This window comes from Leuconostoc falkenbergense, from assembly GCF_045801155.1.
GTDB classification, from domain to species: domain Bacteria; phylum Bacillota; class Bacilli; order Lactobacillales; family Lactobacillaceae; genus Leuconostoc; species Leuconostoc falkenbergense.
On the sequence record NZ_CP174386.1, the window covers coordinates 980,427 to 999,813 of the forward strand.

Sequence of the window (19,387 nt, forward strand, 5' to 3'; positions counted from 1 at the left end):
ATATTAGGCTGTGGTTTAGTGTACAGCCGAATGTGTCCTTCGCAAATTTTACTTGTCACGAAAAAACGAATAGAAACTCAAAATTGGAGACAAATATGACAAAATTAGACAAGAAATACGCTTTTGAAACACAACAACTTCACGCAGGTCAGGAAGAGCCAGACTTGGCAACAGGTGCACGCGCAGTACCTATTTATCAAACAACTTCTTTTGTTTTTAAAGATGCCAAAGAAGCGGCTGGACGTTTTGCTTTAACAGATGCTGGCAATATTTATGGTCGTTTGACTAACCCGACAAACTCAGTTTTGGAGACTAGAATTGCGGCATTAGAAGGTGGTACGGCAGCTATTTCACTTGCTTCTGGGGCTGCAGCGATTACTGCCACCATTCTCAATGTTGCTGGTGCGGGAGACCATATTATCGCAGCTTCTACATTGTATGGTGGCACGATTGAGTTGTTCTCGGAAACCTTGAAAAAATTAGCTATTGAGACAACATTTGTTGACCCTGATAATCCCAAAAATTTTGAAGCTGCAATTCAGCCTAATACTAAAGCAATCTTCTTTGAAAGCTTAGGTAATCCTAAAATCAATATAACTGATTTTGAGGCTGTCGCGGCAATTGCAAAACGGCATGGTATTATATCGATTGTTGATTCTACTTTTGCAACGCCTTATTTGGTACAACCTCTGACACATGGTATTGATGTTGTCGTTCATTCTGCAACGAAATTCATTGGTGGCCACGGTACGACCTTAGGTGGGCTGATTATTGAAAAAGGTGATTTTGATTATAATGCCTCCGGTCGATATCCGGATTTTACAAAGCCGACAGCATCATACAATGGTATTGTTTGGGCCGATTTGAAAGGTGCTGCATTTGTAACAAAAATTCGTGCCGAACATTTACGTGACACAGGCGCAACATTATCACCTCAGTCAGCTTTTTATTTGCTACAAGGGTTAGAAACATTGTCACTTCGTGTGGCACGGCATGTTGAAAACACACGTCAAATCGTGTCATATTTAAACCAGCATGACAAAGTCGCTTGGGTGAGTTACCCAGAATTAGCAGATTCACCGTACAAGGCATTAGCAAATCAATACTTTGAAAAAGGTGTTGGCTCGATTTTTACGTTTGGATTGAAGGCTGGAGAAAAAGGGGCTGAGGATCTCATTAACCATTTGGACATTTTTTCTTTATTAGCTAATGTTGGTGATGCAAAATCACTCATTATTCATCCAAAATCAACCACTCATGCGCAACTATCTGATGATCAACTGGCCGCAGCTGGTATCACACCTGACTTAATTCGTATTTCTATTGGTATCGAGAATGTTGACGATTTAATTGCAGCGCTAGAGGAAGCGTTGACTTATGTTGAATAAATTAATAGCTTGAACACATCGACTGACAGAAAAATAGTCATTTATAAAAATGAGAAGTGAGAGAATATGAATAAAAAGATAATGATTGGCGCAGTAGTGGTGGTTGTCGTTGCGGGCATTTATATCGTCACGAAACCATCCAATTCATCAGATGAGCATACATTGAAAGTGGCGGTTCAAAATAATATTTCCACGCTTGATCCTAATTTAGCTGATCAAGTGGGTGCTAACTGGGCTGAAGTACAAACGTTGGAAGGTTTGTACACAACATCAGCTAAAGGTAAAATTATTCCCGGTGTTGCGACAAAAGTAGTGCAACCTACCCAAGATAATAAAGTGTACACAATTAAATTGAAGAAAAAACAGAAATGGTCTGATGGCTCAATTGTAACGGCAGCTGACTTTGTTAATTCTGTTAAAAGGCAAGTCAATCCTACTACTAAATCAACACGCGCCAACCATTTCAAAGATATTGCTGGGTATGATGCAGTTTACAATCACAAAGCCAATATTAGCAAATTAGGCATTAGTGCACCCGATAAATACACGGTTAAAATTGAGTTATCTCATCCAGTACCTTATTTTAACTTTATTTTGGCAAATCAGTTATATCCGATTAATGCCGACAAATTAAAATTATACGGTAGTAAATATGGTCAAACTGCCAAGACAACGGTTTCTAATGGTGCTTACACAATTAAGAAGTGGAACCAATCTTCAACGACATGGGAATTCGTGAAGAATAAATATTATGCTGGTGCCGACAAAGTTCACTATGATACGATCAAAGCAACGCAGGTGACAGATGCCACTTTAGCGGCAAAACAATATTTAGCAAAAAAAGTGGATGAAGCCGAAATTTCAGGTAGTATTCTCACAGATTTGAAAAAAACACACGCTTCAGATATTAAATCTACTCAAAAAGGTCGTGTTGCGTTTATCGTTTGGAACGCTTCGGATAAAACTGTTAGCAATACCAATCTTAAACGTGCTCTGAGTTTGGCAATTAATCGTCAAGAATTGACAAAATCAGCATTAGGGGATGGCTCAACCCCTGCTAAATCAATTGTACCGAGTGGTGAAGTTACCATTAAAGGTAAAGATTTTAACGATGGTCTCTCGTTGCCTTATGATAAAAAGCTAGCACAATCATATCTCAAAAAGGCACAAACTGAGCTCAATCAAAAAAAGATAAGTATTACCTTAAATACTGCTGACACCGATGCTTATAAAGCATTAGGTGTATACTTAAAACAAAGTATTGAGGCTACTTTGCCAGATGTGACAATTAATTTGAAACAATTACCTTTGAATGCTGAAATTTCAGCATTTGAGAGCCATAATTTTCAAGCAGGAACGTTAACTTGGTCAACTGATTATAATGATCCTATTGACTTTTTAGATATTGCTTACTCTAAGGGCGCTATTAATTTTACGAATTGGTCAAATCCAGAATATGAAAAGTTAATCAGCAAAATATCCAATCAGCATGAAGCAAATGATGCCCGTTATCAATTGGAAAAGTTAGCAGCAAAACGCAATAATGAGTTAAACGGTGTGACGCCACTTTATCAAGTCGCTAATGTTCACCTATTAAAGTCGTCGATTAAAAATCTGAACTATCCGTTGATTGGCTATCAAAATTATAAATATGCAAAGTGAGGCAACCATGAAAAAAATCGGCATTCCAAGTAATAATCTTCTTCATCCAAATTCGCATTTTGGTACTAATTATGTCGATTACATTCAAAAAAATTATATTGATGGTATCACAAATGCTCACGCACTCCCGATTGTTTTACCAATTGGGGACCCAAAGTTGGCTAAAAATTATATTGATAGTGTCGATGCGTTGGTGTTAGCAGGTGGTCAAGATGTTTCACCTTTCTATTTTGGCGAAGATCCTCAAATCAATCTTCACGAAACTGATACCGATCGCGACGCCTTTGAAGTAGCTTTGGTTTTGGAAGCAATTAAACAAGAAAAGCCGATTTTGGGCATTTGTCGTGGTTTACAAATTATTAATGTTGCACTTGGCGGCACGCTTTTTCAGGATCTAAACAGTCAATATCAAGACTTGAAAGTTAGACACAATCAATATCCTACCAAATGGTATACACCAACACATCGTTTAATATTGAAACGTGTAAGTTGGTTACAAAGCTTTTTAGATGATCAATCACTTGTTAACTCATTTCACCATCAGGCTGTTAAAAAGCTAGGTGACGGTTTACAACTTGATGCAGTTAGTACCGACAATGTTGTGGAAGCCTTTTCAGATGAGGCACGTCACATTTATGCTGTTCAATGGCATCCTGAAATGCTATTAATGAAGTATCCCGAAGCTCAAAAATTATTTGATGCGTTTGTTCAAAAATAAAAAATACGCCATTAAATTTCACTAGCATCACAATGAAAAAATTTTTGAAATGTTCTGTTTTTAGGATAGTATACTAGATAAATAACGGTAATATTCATGTTAAACTTGATTATAAAAGGACATGGAGAAAATTTATAATACCGGTTTATTCTTATATACTAATTGTCATCACGTCTTTCATTTTTTTCCTTTTGATTTGGTTTCTAAAAAATGATTCTCGTCGCTTAATTGTGGGGACACTAAGTAATGCATTAATTTGTATTCTGGCAATAGATATTTTGACTGTTGGCGCATCTGTCCCTAATGTGGCGGGAATCGTATCAGTGATGATATTAATGGCAATAGTCATGATTTTATTGTTAGCTATTACTATCTTGCCGGGTATGATTACTAATAATTTATTGGTGTATAAACGAGAATCGCATAACTTAGCTAATTCATTAATGTTTTTGTTAGCTTTGGCTTTTATAATATATGCTTTTGCGTATCAACCTGCTGTTGTGAAAGCGCCAAAATTGATACAGTCCATCCTGACAATTGTTCCAATCAGCATTGCTTATCTGTTTGTTGCATTTGCTAACTTTTTGACAGCCAGCATGTTATATTATTTTAAACCAATTAAATATGATCAAGATGTATTGATTGTATTGGGCTCTGGATTAATCAATGGTGATAAAGTTGGTAGATTGCTTACCAATCGTATTTTGGCTGCTATAAAATTTTCAGATAAGCAACTTCATTTAACTGGCAGACGACCATTGATTATATTTTCGGGTGGACAAGGAAATAATGAAAGTCTTTCTGAAGGCTTGGCTATGCAAAAGTGGGCGCAAAATAATGGATATGACACCTCCGAGACTTTGATTGAAACACAATCGCGTAATACTTATCAGAATTTGCTATTTTCTAGTCAGTTAATGCCAAGCCAAGTACAACATGTTTTAATTGTATCAAACACTTATCATATTTTTAGGGCTGTTATGTTAGCAAGATATTTTGGCTTCGAATACCAAGGATTGGGTGGTAAGACACCACTTTATTTCATTCCTAATGCGCTAGTACGCGAGTTTGTGGCTGTGTTAGTCATGAATCGTAAAAGACATGCCATTACTTTAGGCACGATAAATTTGTTTGTTATTATCTTTTTGATATTCTATTGAAAAAACTTTCATAATGAAAGTTTTTTTATTGGTTATGGTGTGGATATCATCATTAATAGTGATTGACATGCTGGTCGTAAACTTTGGTTCGTATATGGTGTGTGCACACGCTACATCTAGATGAACTGAGTTATGCGGCTTGTACGCTATGATATTCTTATTTCAAAATTGGGTGAAATCATGATATTTTAATATAATTATGGTTGATAATGTTAACATGTGAATTAATATCATTAAAAGACACAAAAATAACACAAATAATCTAAAAACGTGTATAATATCATTGTAAACGTTTACATACAACGCAAGTGAAGGTTCTGCTTCAATCCCTTCAGAAAAGAATTAGGGGAGTATGAAATGTTAAGTCAATTTTTTGCGTTGCACCATCCAAATAAAATAAATATTTCTGTCAACGAGGAACGGAAGCTTTGGTTTAAGCAATTTATCAAATCTTTTGCTGTCGTTTTTTTTGTGTATTTTGGTATGTATTTGGTTAGAAACAATATTAAAGCTGCCACACCGTTGCTCGTTGACAGTGGAAGAGCGTAAAGATTTGACGATAGAGGAGATATCTAAGTGAAAGCATATATTATTTCTGGGCCACAAAATTTAGGGGTGGATAATTTGACATTGATGGACATCCCAACTCCTAAAGCAACAGATGACTTGGTATTAATTCAAACTGAAGCAGTAGGATTAAATCCCGTCGATTACAAACTAGCAGATGATGGCAATCGAAACTGGCATTATCCTCATGTATTAGGTGTAGATGTAGCTGGAACAATTGTGGCATGTGGCAAAAATGCTAAAACTAGCCTTCGTGTAGGTGATAGAGTTTGCGGTCATGCAAACCTTGAAGAGAATGGCACTTTCGGTGAATATGTATTAATGCATGATTATTCACTTGCTTTAATACCTGAAACAGTAACTTTTGAACAGGCTGCAAGTATTTTATGTGGTGGTATGTCTGCGTTTCAAGCCCTATATAGAAAAGCAAATTTGACGGGTAAAAGCACCATCTTAATCCACGGTGGTGCGGGCGGCGTGGGTTCTGTGGCTATTCAATTGGCCAAGAGACTAGGTTTAACAGTGATAACAACGGTTTCAAGTAAAAAAATTGAATTCGTTAAAATGGCTGGGGCAGACCATATTATTGACTATCAAACTGAAAACGTGACTGAGCACGTCTTAAAATTAACAAATGGGCAAGGGGTTGATATTAGTATTAATTCAATTTCTAAGGAAGAAATTATGCAAGATATTCTTAACCGGTTAGCTTACGATGGGCAGGTTATTTCTTTAACAAATTCGCCTTTTAATGTTAATATGCTGGATCTTGCGGAGAAAGGCTTAACTATTTCTGCGTTGAATTTGGGTGGCGCTCATAGATTTCATACGTTGTCTGAAAAAGCGGATTTAGCTACGATGGCCCAAGAACTTGTTCAAATGATAGCGAACAACGAGCTTGACCCTATGATTGGAAAAATAATATCATTTGACAATTTGGTTGATGGGTTAAGCGCTTTGAAAGCATCTCAAGTAACCGGTAAAATAGTTGTTAAATTGTCGTAGATTTCATATCAAAAGGTTTTTATGACCTATGCAAAGTCGTGAGATAATTGTGATTTTACAATTATTCGGATTTGAAAAGACAATTTAACTGACACATGGCAGGAAACTTTTGGAAAACCTTGTTGCTGTAAAGTGCAAGGTTTTTTACTCGCCCTCAGCCTTTGCAATTGCTTGTCGAATGTCGGAAATATTTGATTTGTGAGATACAAACGACTCATTATGAATCGGCATTGATATTTTAACTGTATCAAAAGTATCAATGGTACCACTCAAATGCTCAGCGGAGAAGTCTAGTACATGACCACCTATGGTGAAGTCGTTACTCAAAAAATGTAAATGCCATCCGTTTGCCATGACACCTGTATAAATGTCTGGACCAAAATCGCCAATTAAAGTGCCTTCAATATTTTGATATTCAAAAGTAGGCTGATCGGCACTTACTGATAGGAAGTCTGGATAAGGCTTTGCTTGTTTTGGCGCTACTCTGACCTTTAATGATTTAAAGAAGCCGTTCACTCGCACGCTGTTTGGCACATTTTTGGATATATAGTGGTTCGCATTTTCAAGATTTGAGAAGGATAGTGCGGTTTCATTGAACAAATGCTTGTTCTTAGATTCAAAATGAGCTGATGTGAAAGGGGTGGTATGATTCAATTGATGTATTTCTCGTGTTATGCCATTGGCGTCAGTTTGGTAAACTTTTCCGTTCATTATTGTCATTTCCCCATCTAGTTGATCTAAAGTTCCTATTCCAAAATCACCATTTTTTAAAATAGAGGTCAGAGTGGTTGTACCATCATAAAGACCGGCCATAATGAGTTCTAATGTACCATGTTGAAATATTGTTGCCATAATAACTCCTTTTATTGTTTACTTACTATAAGTAAACAATAACCAGATTAAATAAACTTTAATAACCACAACATCAAGTTGTCAAAGTATCAAAATATAATTGCTAATTTATATCGTGCACGATATAATAGTTGAAGAGGATGTCTGGTATGGTTGATCAAAACGAATTGTATGATGAATTATGTTTGTCGATATATAATACGAATCGCTATTTTCATCGGCTTTATGGGGATGTTTTAGCAGATTATGACTTATCCTATTTGCAGTATATGTCATTGCTGATCATCTACAAAAACGGATCGACTAAGTTGATGGACATTGGTAATAAATTAGAGTTATCGAGTAATACGCTAACACCAGTTATTGACAAATTAGTCCAAAAACAATGGTTAATCAAAATACCCAGTGAGTTGGATCGGCGAGTAAACTCTTTAAAGATGGCAGATTCAAAGAGAGCTGTTTTTGAAGAAATCTTATCCGATGTTGCTGTTATTCGAGATGAACTGATTGCTAATAGCACAAGATCAGTGACTGCCATTATTGCTGAAAACCAAGCATTAAATGCAACACTTCAGAAAATGATTGCAACGCGAAATCATAGGGACGATTGAGATTACTGGTGATGATGCTTTATATTGAATAGAGGGGAAATTATGATTGGACATATTTTAGTAGCACTTGTGAGTATTGAGGCAATCGGCATTATGTTGTTAGAAATGTTTGGGTCAGCGCATCAGCAAGCGAATGCTTTTGAACTAGATGAATCGTTTGTCAAAATACCAGAAGTTAAAACATTATTAGCTAATCAAGGCATATACAATGGTTTGTTTGGCGCATTAATTATTACCACATTATTGCTTTTGACTGGGCCACAACAGCTACTGATGTTGAAATTAGAAATGATTTTTGTGCTATTGGCTGCCGTCTACGGTAGTTTGACAGCAGCGAGAAAAATTATTGTGATGCAAGGATTACCCGCTTTTCTTGCGCTGGTTGCATTATTTTTATGAGGTGAGTTGGCACGGTAAGCGAAACCTATTAGCAATTAAGAACAAATCAGCTGCTTCAGCATTTAGTTTATATCGAGGATTAGGTTTTCAATGCATAGCAACAAATGTTGGGGCAATGTTGAAAAATTAATTTGGAAAGATACGATTTTTTGATATTAATAAAGTAGCAATCAGGTCCAGATCTTTTAAGGTGAATTATTACGTTTTATATATTGTTACTGTAAAAAATGTCAAGGTGAATTCATCATTTTTAATTAATAGATTGATGTATAAATAAAAAAGTGTTATATGACGGTGATTATCGCTCATATAACGCTTTTTTTAATCTTTACGTCATCGTTATGATGAGTTTACATGAGATTGTTACAATGATTTTGTTAACAACAATAATAATAATGACATCGATGACATTTGAAAGAGTACAGCTATACATGACGATTGAATTGAGACATTTGAAAAAGAAGTACGATAACGGCGAAGAAGTTTTAACTGATATTAATGCAACAATCGAAAATGGACAGTTTTACATATTGGTGGGTGCATCAGGTTCAGGAAAAAGCACGATTTTGAATGCTATTGCAGGTTTTATTCCAATTAATGATGGCGCTGTTGTGATTAATGAAAAGGATGTCACACAGTTACCGCCAAAAGACCGTAATTTGTCCATGGTTTTTCAAAACTATGCGCTAATGCCTAATCTTACGGTGGCTGAGAATATCGTATTTGGCTTGGCTGCTAGACACACTCCAAAGGATATTCAACAAAAGAAATTAAATGATGTTTTAAACTTAGTTCATTTAGAAGAATATAAAAATAAAAAACCGGGCAACTTATCTGGTGGTCAACGGCAACGTGTTTCTTTAGCCCGTGCACTGGTTTCAGATGCACAAATCATTTTAATGGATGAACCATTGTCGAATTTGGATGCAAAACTTCGCGCAGAAATGAGAAAAGAAATACGTGCTTTACAGCAACAACTTGGTATCACTGTTATTTACGTTACGCATGATCAGACTGAAGCAATGACAATGGGCGATCAAGTAATGGTTTTGAACAAAGGTAAAATCGAACAAATTGGTTCGCCATTAGAGCTGTACAATGAACCAGCTAATACTTTTGTTGCTGATTTTTTCGGATCGCCATCTATTAATTTAATAAACGTGAACTTGGGACACAATAGATTTCACTTAAACGACGAGTTTGAGATGCTAACCAATGTTGACATTGATGAGGGTCAATATATACTGGGCGTTCGGCCTGAAAATATTGTCATAAGTGAAAATGGTGCGTTGCGAGGAGAGCTGACTCATATAGAACCGCTAGGTGATGGGACCAACATTGAAGTAAACATTGGACAAAATCAATCCGTGAGAATCAAAGTTAGCGAACAACTGGACTTGACTTTGGGGGATGTAGTGGCTTTTGATTTTTTGTTAGATAGAGCACTGATATTCACGCCGAGTGGTCAACTACTTAATACTGAAAAATCAGTATCAACAGTAATTTAGATATTTCGTTTTACAAAGTTGGATTAATATATTATGAAAAAAACAAGCAATTTGAAATTTCGTAACCAATCAGCATTAGGATGGTTATTGTTACTGCCATCGTTTATCATTCTGGGTATTTTTGTTTTTTATCCGATGTTAAAAACATTTTTCTTAAGTACACAATTAACAGATTTAATGGGTAATCCAATTAAATTTATTGGATTTAAAAATTTTTCAAATTTGTTTACATCCGATAGTTTTATGACATCTTTTACGATTACACTTATTTTTGTTTTCTTTTCAACCCTATTGACGCTAGTACTGGCGTATTTGATGGCAATGAGTGCGAGTCAAAAAATGACGGGTATTGCTGTGTTTAGAACAATGTTTTCGTCAACTATGGGCGTTTCGGTAACAGTAGCATCAATACTTTGGTTATTTATGTTCAACCCACAAATTGGTATGTTCAGTAAAATATTGACATTTTTACACTTAGCACAGATTAATTTTTTATCTGATCCAACATGGTCATTAGTGGCCATTATTGGTACGACCGTTTGGATGAATCTTGGATTTGCATTCCTGATTTTGCTCGGTGCAATCCAAGCTATACCTCAAGATTTGTATCAAGTGGCTGACTTAGACGGTGCTTCATGGTTGATGAGATTACGGAAAATTACACTTCCGGCAACCAGCCCAACTATCTTTTTCGTTACGGTAGTTACTTTAATTAACGCTTTTCAAACGTTTGGTCAGGTTGATATTTTGACATCTGGCGGTCCTGATTATCATACCAACTTGTTGGTATATGCTATTTATCAAGATGCGTTTGTTAATCATAGCGTTGGTCGCGCCAGCGCACAGTCAGTTATTTTGACAATTATTATCATGCTCTTTACTATGATTCAGTTTTACGTGAAAAACAGAAAAGGAGCAAATTATGCAAACGAGTAACTTTAAAAAGGGGTTTCATTTAGCAACACTTATTGTGCTAACACTATTATTATTATTGCCATTATTTGTGGGTATTTCTCTGAGTTTGTCATCTAGTCAGTCAATTGCACAAGGACATTTGTTGCCTGATCACTTAGAATTTTCTAACTATGTCAAAGTGTTTACAAGCACATCAATGGCAAAGTTTTTATGGCACAGTTTTATCGTTTCAGGTTCGGTGATGATTGGTCAAGTTATATTGTCGATCATGGCGGCTTACGCGTTTGTGTTTTTGGAATTTAGATTTAAAAAGTTCGCGTTTATTTTGTTTTTAAGCACAATGATGTTACCCTTTGAGGCTCAAATTATTCCTAATTTTGCAACAATGCGTGATTTGAATTTATTAAATACTTACGCTGCGATTGGATTACCATTTTTAGCATCAGCGTTTGGAACTTTTATGATGAAGACAAGCTTTGAACAAATTCCAACAGCATTAAAGCAATTAAGTGATATTGAGGGGCTAAACCATTTTCAATTCGCAACACGGGTAGTCATGCCTTATACAAAAGTTAGCATTATTACCTTTGCTTTATATAGTTTTTTGACCAATTGGAACATGTATTTGTGGCCATTGATCGCCACAACTAATGACAATGTGAGAACTGTGCAAATTGGCTTAAGACAATTGCGATCACAAGATACTGCCAGCAATTGGGGATTAATTATGGCAGCAACAATAGTGTCCGTTGTGCCAACATTGTTAATCATCTTTTTAGGGCAAAAATACTTTAAAAAAGGTTTGACAAATGGTGTTATTAAATAAAGTTTGTTTTAGGTTTTATTTGAACGAGAACGAGAATAGGAGAAAAATAATGTTTAAAAATGTAGCCAAATACGTTGCGTTGACCACAATTGGTTTGAGTGCTGTTGTCCCAATGGTTCAGGTTCATGCTGCTGATTCAAAGCGTCAAAATATTGTCTTTTGGCATTCTATGACGGGTCAGAACCAACAAGCCATTGAGCGCATTGTGAATGATTTTAACGCTTCACAGACCAAATACAAGGTGACACCAGAATTTCAAGGACAGTATGTTGAAGCGCTGCCAAAGTTCTTGTCCGTTGGCGGTACTAGTAAAGCACCAGATTTGTTTCAATCGAACGAAATATCTACAAAGCAACTCTCCACTTCGGGCATGATTGAACCCATGCAGACGCTCATTAAAAAATACAAGTATAGTACAAAAAATCTTAGAAAAAATATTTTGAATTACTATACAATCAATGGCAAATTATATTCAATGCCTTTCAACTCAAGTGCGCCAGTATTGTATTACAATAAAGATGCTTTCAAAGCCGCTGGAATTGATGATTTACCAACTAGTCCGACGTATGAACAAGTTACTGCAGCTGCTAAAAAGTTGAAAGAGAAGACTGGTAGTGCGAAGTTGTCTATTCTGCCTTATGGCTGGACCTTTGAAGAGTTACTAGCCAACCAAAACCAGACACTTGTTAATAATGGCAATGGCCGTAAAAAGACTGCTACTAAAGCGACTTTCAATAATAAAGCCGGAAAAAATATTATGAACTGGATCAAGACTAACGCGAGTGCAGGCACATTAGTTGATTACGGTACAGGTGCAAACGCAGGTGATACTGAGTTATCAGCCTTTACATCCGGGCAAATTGATATGTTTATGAATTCATCAGCATCTCTTGGCAACATCAAAAAAGATGCAAAGTTCAATGTTGGTGTGACCTATTTACCAAGACCAGAAGGTACAAAAGCTAATGGTGTTGTAATTGGTGGAGCAAGTATCTGGATGTCAAAAGGAAAATCTACTAAGGTTCAGAAAGGTGCTTTTGAATTTTTGAAGTTTGCGACATCAGCTAAAGAACAGGCGCAATGGTCTATTGATACAGGTTACTTTGCTGTTAATACTAAATCATATGATACAAAACAATTGAAAGATGCGTTCAAAGAGACACCTATTTTAGCTGCACCGGTCAACCAATTGAAAGCCACAAAAATTAACGCCGCAAGTAAAGGCGCATTAATTACAGCAATGCCTAAAGAACGTGTTAATACGCAAAATGCAATGGAAAATGTGATTAACGGTAAGGATGTTGATTCAGAACTCAGCAAAGCAGAGAAACAAACAACATCTGATATCAAACAAGCTAATGAGCAAGCAGGTGAATAAATAATGGCGACAACAGTTTTTGGGCATCGCGGTATTCCTGAAAAATATATTGAAAACAGTATTTCTGGATTCAAATATTTGGCAGAACATGGTGAAGCAGTGGAGTTTGATGTGCATTTAACCAAGGATCTCATACCTGTTATTATGCACGATGAAAAAATAGATCGGACGACAAATGGGTCAGGATACATTAAAGATTTTAACTATGAGGCATTAAAAAGTTTTCACCTAATCAATGATGTGAATCGTGAACAGCAGGTGGGAAAAATCGAAAGCATCCCCAAACTTGATGACGTTTTATCAGTTTTTAACGACACACAAATACAGTTAAATATTGAATTGAAAACGGATAATTTTGATTACTTAGGCATTGAACAGATTGTTTTGAACACTGTACAGCATTTCCACTTTAATCGACCAGTCATTTTTTCTTCCTTTAACATTAATACTTTAGATCGATTATATGCTATTGATCAATCATTAAACTTAGCCTATTTGAGTGAACAGCCAGTAAATGATTTTCCTCATTTCATGCAAGATCATCATTTAAATGCTTTACATCCAAGTGTTGAAAGTTTGCAAGGTGGTAATGTTGTCCAGCGGATTTGGACCGTAAATGACGATAATGTACTTGACAAATTACTTGATTTTGGCGTGGCCGGCATATTTACCGATAATTTTGTGCATGCCATAAAGACTAGAAATTGCCGTGGTTAGTAATCATGACACAAAACATTAAATTATACTTAGTTCGACATGGCGAAACTTATTTTAATACCTGTCAAAAAATTCAAGGTTGGTCTGACTCGTTACTAACTAAAACTGGTGTCAATCAAGCGGCTATCTTAGGCAATGGTTTAAAAAATTTACCATTTTCAAAAGTTTATACCAGTGATTTAGGTCGCGCCAAGGGAACCGCAGATATAGTATTATCTGTTAGGCACGATAAGATGATGAATGAGCTTGAAATAGTACCTAACTTTAGAGAACAATTCTTTGGTTCATTTGAAGGCAATCGTCTCAATATACTATCACATCTTTTTAAGGATGATAATAATCTGCTGTCATCGGTTGTCAATGATAGTGAACTAGCTAAATTTAAATCTGAAGATGCCATCATGAATCAATTTAAATTAGTTGATCCAACTCATGAAGCAGAGAATGCTTCAGAATTTTGGAAAAGAGTTGAGCAGGGATTTAATTATGTTTATTCAAAGGCACAAGATGGTGACCAAATTTTGATAATTACTCACGGGGCCCTCATTAGAAAATTGGCAACACGCGTGACGGGCACCTATCATCAAAATCCTGATAATGCTTCTTTATCAATTTTTGAAATGGATGAAACGAAGCGCATGAAACTGGTTTCATACGATCAATTAATAGATACACAATCCTAATGACACGTTTCTTAATTTATTTAACTTTCTCTGATAATAACCAGAAGTATGCATTAATTTTCTGTTTTTTATCAGAATTTTTTATTCTAATTGAATGAGTTAGAACTGTCACTTATCTTTTGCCATGAGCCACTCATTGTTACTATGTTTTAAATAGGCTATTTTGGTTGGCGTATCATCATAAAATTGGAACGTACCAATATGTATAATAAACGTCCCAATAAATAAATTGGGATTGATTAATTTTATTATCGCGTTTATAATAATATGTGTAAACAACGGAGTAGGATTCGCTATTTATAATATAACTTATTGAAGGAGTACTTAATCTCATGGCAGATTTCGATTCAAAAGAGTACTTAGAACTCGTTGATAAGTGGTGGCGTGCAACCAACTACTTGTCAGCTGGGATGATCTTCTTGAAGAGTAACCCATTGTTCTCAGTAACAAACACACCAATCCAAGCCGAAGACGTTAAAGTAAAGCCAATCGGTCACTGGGGAACTATTTCAGGTCAAACATTCTTGTATGCACATGCAAACCGCTTGATTAACAAGTATGATTTGAACATGTTCTATGTTGGTGGCCCAGGTCACGGTGGTCAAGTTATGGTCACGAACGCTTATTTGGATGGCGAATATACAAAAGATTACCCAGAAATCACACAAGATTTGGCAGGTATGAGCCGTTTGTTCAAGCGCTTCTCATTCCCAGGTGGAATCGGATCGCACATGACAGCTCAAACACCAGGTTCATTGCATGAAGGTGGTGAATTAGGTTATTCATTATCACACGCCTTTGGTGCCGTTTTGGACAACCCAGACCAAATTGCTTTTGCAGTTGTTGGTGATGGTGAAGCCGAAACTGGTCCATCAATGACATCATGGCACTCAACAAAGTTCTTGAACGCCAAGAATGATGGTGCCGTATTGCCAATTTTGGATTTGAACGGCTTTAAGATTTCTAACCCAACAATCTTCTCACGCATGTCTGATGAAGAAATCACAAAGTTCTTTGAAGGTTTGGGTTATTCACCACGCTTCATCGAAAACGATGATATTCATGACTACACTGCTTATCACGAATTAGCAGCTAAGGTCTTGGATCAAGCAATTGAAGATATCCAAGCTATCCAAAAGGATGCGCGTGAAAATGGTAAGTACCAAGACGGTACAATTCCTGCATGGCCAGTTATCATTGCTCGTTTGCCAAAAGGTTGGGGTGGTCCAACACATGATGAGAACGGTGATCCAATCGAAAACTCATTCCGAGCTCACCAAGTGCCATTGCCTTTGGCACAAAACGACTTGAAAACATTACCAGAATTTGAATCGTGGATGACCTCTTACAAGCCAGAAGAACTATTCAATACTGATGGTTCACTGAAAGACGAAATTAAAGCTATTGCACCTAAGGGTGACAAGCGCATGTCAGCTAACACAATTACAAATGGCGGCGCTGATCGTTCGAATTTGAAGTTACCTAATTGGCGCGATTTTGCTAATGATATCAACGATCAAACACGTGGTAAAGAATTTAGTGACAGTAAGCGGAACATGGATATGTCGACGCTGTCAAACTATCTTGGTGCTGTTTCAAAATTGAATCCAACTCGCTTCCGATTCTTTGGTCCCGATGAAACGATGTCAAATCGTTTGTGGGGATTGTTCGAGGAAACACCACGTCAATGGATGAAAAAGATCAAAGAGCCGCAAGATGAACTACTAAGCCCTGCAGGTCGTATTATTGACTCGCAATTGTCAGAACACCAAGCAGAAGGTTGGTTGGAAGGTTACACATTGACAGGTCGTGTCGGTATCTTTGCTTCATACGAATCATTCCTACGTGTTGTCGACACAATGATTACACAACACTTCAAGTGGTTACGTCAGGCTGCAGAACAAACATGGCGTAATGATTACCCATCATTGAACCTAATCGCAACGTCAACGGCGTTCCAACAAGATCACAATGGTTACACTCACCAAGATCCAGGTCTATTGACTCATTTGGCTGAAAAGAAGTCAAACTTCATCCGTGAATACTTGCCAGCCGATGGCAACACATTGTTGGCCGTTCAAGCACGCGCATTTTCAGAACGTCAGAAGGTTAACTTGTTGATTGCTTCAAAACAACCACGTCAACAGTGGTTTACTACTGACGAAGCCGATGTATTGGCTAACGAAGGTCTGAAGATTATTGATTGGGCTTCTACTGCACCTTCTGGCGATGTTGATATTACATTTGCATCTGCTGGAACAGAACCAACAGTCGAAACTTTGGCAGCTTTGTGGTTGATTAACCAAGCGTTCCCAGAAGTTAAGTTCCGCTATGTTAACGTTGTTGAATTGCTACGTTTGCAGAAGAAGTCAGAACCTAACATGAACGACGAACGTGAGTTGTCAGACGAAGAATTTAACAAGTTCTTCCAACCTGAAACACCAGTTATCTTTGGCTTCCACGCGTATGAAGATTTGATTGAATCATTCTTCTTCGAGCGTAAGTTTGAAGGTGATGTATACGTTCATGGTTATCGTGAAGATGGTGACATCACAACGACATATGACATGCGTGTTTACTCACACTTGGATCGTTTCCACCAAGCTAAGGAAGCAGCAGAAATCTTGTCAGCAAATGGTAAGATTGATCAAGCAGCTGCTGATACATTTATCGCTAAGATGGATGAAACATTGGCAAAGCATTTCGAAGTCACTCGTAACGAAGGACGTGATATCGAAGAATTCACTGACTGGAAGTGGTCAGCACTTAAGTAAGACAAAGTGCGACTTCATCATGAGTGAGAGATTAAGCGAATCAGTTAATTCTGGTTCGCTTTTTTTGTTACGTCAATCAAATGCTGTCAGAGATAATTTCACTTTCTATTTTCTTAAGTATTTCTTAACAAACTTAATAAATATGTTATAATTTAACTATCTATTGATTTTGAAAGTGAGAGAGAATGTATGAAAAAAAGTTTGATAGCTAGTGCGGTTGCAGCATCAGTTGTAGGTGGCCAAGTAATTGAAGTTTCTGCGAGTACAACATATAATGTCAAGACTGGTGACACATTATATGCCATTGCATTAAAAAATAATTTAACCGTTAGTGAGATTAAATCAACAAACCACTTGAATTCGAACACGATTTACTCTGGTCAAAAACTTGTGTTAGCAAAATCAGAAGCATCTGGTAAGGCCTCATCAACAAAAATTACGACGAAATCTAATAATACCTATACCGTTAAATCTGGTGATACATTATCAAAAATTGCTGCGAATCATCATATGAGTCTTTCTCAAATTGTTACTTTAAATCAAATCAGCAATGCCAATTTGCTACGTATTGGACAAGTGCTAAAAATAGCTGGGGCAAATGCTACTACAGATCAAAACAATGCTAAGGCAAGTAATGCGAAAATTACTACCAGTAAGGTGTCAACTAGCACAGTGACCTACACAGTGAAATCTGGTGATACGTTGTCAAAAATTGCCAGTTCAAACAAAATGACAATTGCGCAGTTGGCTTCGTTAAATAAAATAACAAATGTGAATATGATTCATGTTGGTCAAGTGTTAAAGGTGACAAAAACAACCAGCTCAACACAACCGACGGCTTCTAATACGACGACAACGTCTAAGACTAACACCAATACTAATACATCATCATATACAGTTAAGTCAGGCGACACGCTGTCCAAAATAGCTGCAAACCATAACATGAGTCTTGCACAAATTGCTGCTTTAAATGCAATCACTAATGTCAATGCCATTCGTGTTGGGCAAGTTTTAAAAGTTTCTAAAACAACAACTGCTACTACTAATCAATCGGCATCTACTACCTCTAAGACAACGACTAATACGAGTACAACAACGACAGCAAATGGTAGTTATAAGGTTAATTCTGGTGATACACTGTATGCCATTGCTGCGAAACTAAAGATGAATATTAATACGTTGTTGTCCCTAAACGGTTTGAAGTTGTCAAGTACGATCTATGTTGGTCAGGTGTTAAAAACTTCAACAACATCAGCTGCTGTTACCACTGAAGTATCAACGACAACAGGAGGAACTATCTCGACCACTGGTTTGAGTGCTACGCAAGCTGCCTGGTTAAATACGGCTGTGACTGATGCAAAAGCTGCAACGGCTGGAACAGGTGTTTTAGCATCCATTACCGTGGCGCAAGCAATTCTTGAGAGTGGTTGGGGACAATCAGCATTAGCTTCAGCACCATATCATAACTTATTTGGTATTAAGCGGGGTACTGGTTGGCAAGGGACCATTGTTAATATGAAAACGTCTGAATATGTGAACGGCAAGTGGGTGACGGTTTTGGCGCCATTCAGATCTTATAATTCACAGATGGCTTCATTTCAGGACCACACGACGTTCTTATTGTCGAATAGTCGCTATGCAGCCAATGGGGTGATTAATGCCAAAAATTATGTGGCGATGGCAAATGGGTTACAAGCAGCAGGATATGCAACTGCCCCAACTTACGCTAGTACATTGATTAACTTAGTTAAGCGGTACAACTTGCAAACATTAGATTAGTTGTGTTATATAATTGAAAAAATCGTAGTTTTTACTACGATTTTTTTGCTTTCTATTGGTGGCAACATTCTAATCTGATTTTAAGAACTCAAATACAAATTGTTGCAATTGATTTAAGGATGTAATCAGTTGTGGATTTGGGCCCTTAAAAATGACGCTATGAACTAACATTAAGTAGCAGCTGATTCTTCCAAGAATTACTTTTTTAAGCAATTTAACTTCTTTTTTTATGTACAATTTGTTAGTAATTTAGTGACGATTTGTAATTAGCGGATAGCACATGAAAAGCAATCTTCTTTGTTTCTTAAACATTGAAGATTGCTTTTTTGATGCCAATTAAAGGACTTTCATGAGAATGTAGAAATGACAGTTGTCAACTATACCACAAAAAAGCAACCGTTAATCCAAGACATTGTTCAGCCTACTTAGCTATAACAACTAAGCG

Annotated in this window: 17 protein-coding genes; 16 read left to right on the forward strand and 1 reads right to left on the reverse strand. The window is 36.8% G+C overall.

Annotation, left to right across the window (positions count from 1 at the left end; all coding sequences use genetic code 11):
• Nucleotides 1–95 precede the first annotated feature (95 nt).
• From ACI3ES_RS04830 to ACI3ES_RS04855, 6 genes are all read left to right on the forward strand, one after another.
• Nucleotides 96–1,388, forward strand: a complete 1,293-nt coding sequence (locus ACI3ES_RS04830; protein ID WP_142511453.1) for an O-acetylhomoserine aminocarboxypropyltransferase/cysteine synthase family protein — start codon at nucleotides 96–98, stop codon at nucleotides 1,386–1,388.
• 66 nt (nucleotides 1,389–1,454) lie between these two features.
• Nucleotides 1,455–3,050, forward strand: a complete 1,596-nt coding sequence (locus ACI3ES_RS04835; protein ID WP_142511452.1) for a peptide ABC transporter substrate-binding protein — start codon at nucleotides 1,455–1,457, stop codon at nucleotides 3,048–3,050.
• A 7-nt stretch (nucleotides 3,051–3,057) separates the two neighbouring features.
• Nucleotides 3,058–3,768, forward strand: a complete 711-nt coding sequence (locus ACI3ES_RS04840) for a gamma-glutamyl-gamma-aminobutyrate hydrolase family protein (RefSeq protein WP_142511451.1) — start codon at nucleotides 3,058–3,060, stop codon at nucleotides 3,766–3,768.
• A gap of 335 nt (nucleotides 3,769–4,103) precedes the next feature.
• Nucleotides 4,104–4,928 (forward strand): YdcF family protein, encoded by an 825-nt coding sequence (locus ACI3ES_RS04845; protein WP_181809875.1) that lies wholly within the window; start codon nucleotides 4,104–4,106, stop codon nucleotides 4,926–4,928.
• Nucleotides 4,929–5,285: 357 nt separating this feature from the next.
• Entirely contained in the window at nucleotides 5,286–5,477 is a 192-nt protein-coding gene (locus tag ACI3ES_RS04850) for a hypothetical protein (protein WP_260377983.1), read from the forward strand.
• 27 nt (nucleotides 5,478–5,504) lie between these two features.
• The gene (locus tag ACI3ES_RS04855) at nucleotides 5,505–6,500 is read left to right on the forward strand and encodes a zinc-binding dehydrogenase (RefSeq protein WP_317211134.1); all 996 of its coding nucleotides are present in this window, start codon (nucleotides 5,505–5,507) and stop codon (nucleotides 6,498–6,500) included.
• Between the two features lie 144 nt (nucleotides 6,501–6,644).
• Here the strand turns inward: ACI3ES_RS04855 and budA are convergent, their stop codons facing one another.
• Nucleotides 6,645–7,352: an acetolactate decarboxylase gene (gene budA / locus ACI3ES_RS04860; RefSeq protein ID WP_114667579.1), complete on the reverse strand. Its 708-nt coding sequence runs from the start codon at nucleotides 7,350–7,352 to the stop codon at nucleotides 6,645–6,647.
• Between the two features lie 149 nt (nucleotides 7,353–7,501).
• Here budA and ACI3ES_RS04865 point away from each other — a divergent pair, with 149 nt between their 5' ends.
• From ACI3ES_RS04865 to ACI3ES_RS04910, 10 genes are all read left to right on the forward strand, one after another.
• Entirely contained in the window at nucleotides 7,502–7,963 is a 462-nt protein-coding gene (locus ACI3ES_RS04865; RefSeq protein ID WP_114667580.1) for a MarR family winged helix-turn-helix transcriptional regulator, read from the forward strand.
• A gap of 42 nt (nucleotides 7,964–8,005) precedes the next feature.
• On the forward strand, nucleotides 8,006–8,362 hold the full coding sequence (locus ACI3ES_RS04870) for a DUF1304 domain-containing protein (protein ID WP_114667581.1): 357 nt from the start codon (nucleotides 8,006–8,008) through the stop codon (nucleotides 8,360–8,362).
• A gap of 431 nt (nucleotides 8,363–8,793) precedes the next feature.
• Nucleotides 8,794–9,870 (forward strand): ABC transporter ATP-binding protein, encoded by a 1,077-nt coding sequence (locus ACI3ES_RS04875; RefSeq protein WP_114667587.1) that lies wholly within the window; start codon nucleotides 8,794–8,796, stop codon nucleotides 9,868–9,870.
• Nucleotides 9,871–9,903: 33 nt separating this feature from the next.
• Nucleotides 9,904–10,806, forward strand: a complete 903-nt coding sequence (locus ACI3ES_RS04880) for a carbohydrate ABC transporter permease (RefSeq protein WP_114667582.1) — start codon at nucleotides 9,904–9,906, stop codon at nucleotides 10,804–10,806.
• The gene (locus ACI3ES_RS04885; RefSeq protein WP_114667583.1) at nucleotides 10,793–11,611 is read left to right on the forward strand and encodes a carbohydrate ABC transporter permease; all 819 of its coding nucleotides are present in this window, start codon (nucleotides 10,793–10,795) and stop codon (nucleotides 11,609–11,611) included. The genes ACI3ES_RS04880 and ACI3ES_RS04885 overlap by 14 nt, the downstream gene beginning before the upstream one ends.
• Before the next feature lie 49 nt (nucleotides 11,612–11,660).
• On the forward strand, nucleotides 11,661–12,989 hold the full coding sequence (locus tag ACI3ES_RS04890) for an ABC transporter substrate-binding protein (protein ID WP_114667584.1): 1,329 nt from the start codon (nucleotides 11,661–11,663) through the stop codon (nucleotides 12,987–12,989).
• Nucleotides 12,990–12,992: 3 nt separating this feature from the next.
• Complete coding sequence (locus ACI3ES_RS04895) at nucleotides 12,993–13,706, forward strand: glycerophosphodiester phosphodiesterase family protein (protein WP_114667585.1); 714 nt, start codon at nucleotides 12,993–12,995, stop codon at nucleotides 13,704–13,706.
• 5 nt (nucleotides 13,707–13,711) lie between these two features.
• On the forward strand, nucleotides 13,712–14,389 hold the full coding sequence (locus ACI3ES_RS04900; RefSeq protein WP_260377986.1) for a histidine phosphatase family protein: 678 nt from the start codon (nucleotides 13,712–13,714) through the stop codon (nucleotides 14,387–14,389).
• A gap of 332 nt (nucleotides 14,390–14,721) precedes the next feature.
• Nucleotides 14,722–17,163 (forward strand): phosphoketolase family protein, encoded by a 2,442-nt coding sequence (locus tag ACI3ES_RS04905; protein WP_407632034.1) that lies wholly within the window; start codon nucleotides 14,722–14,724, stop codon nucleotides 17,161–17,163.
• A gap of 189 nt (nucleotides 17,164–17,352) precedes the next feature.
• Entirely contained in the window at nucleotides 17,353–18,942 is a 1,590-nt protein-coding gene (locus tag ACI3ES_RS04910) for a LysM peptidoglycan-binding domain-containing protein (RefSeq protein WP_114667625.1), read from the forward strand.
• The last annotated feature ends 445 nt before the right edge of the window (nucleotides 18,943–19,387 follow it).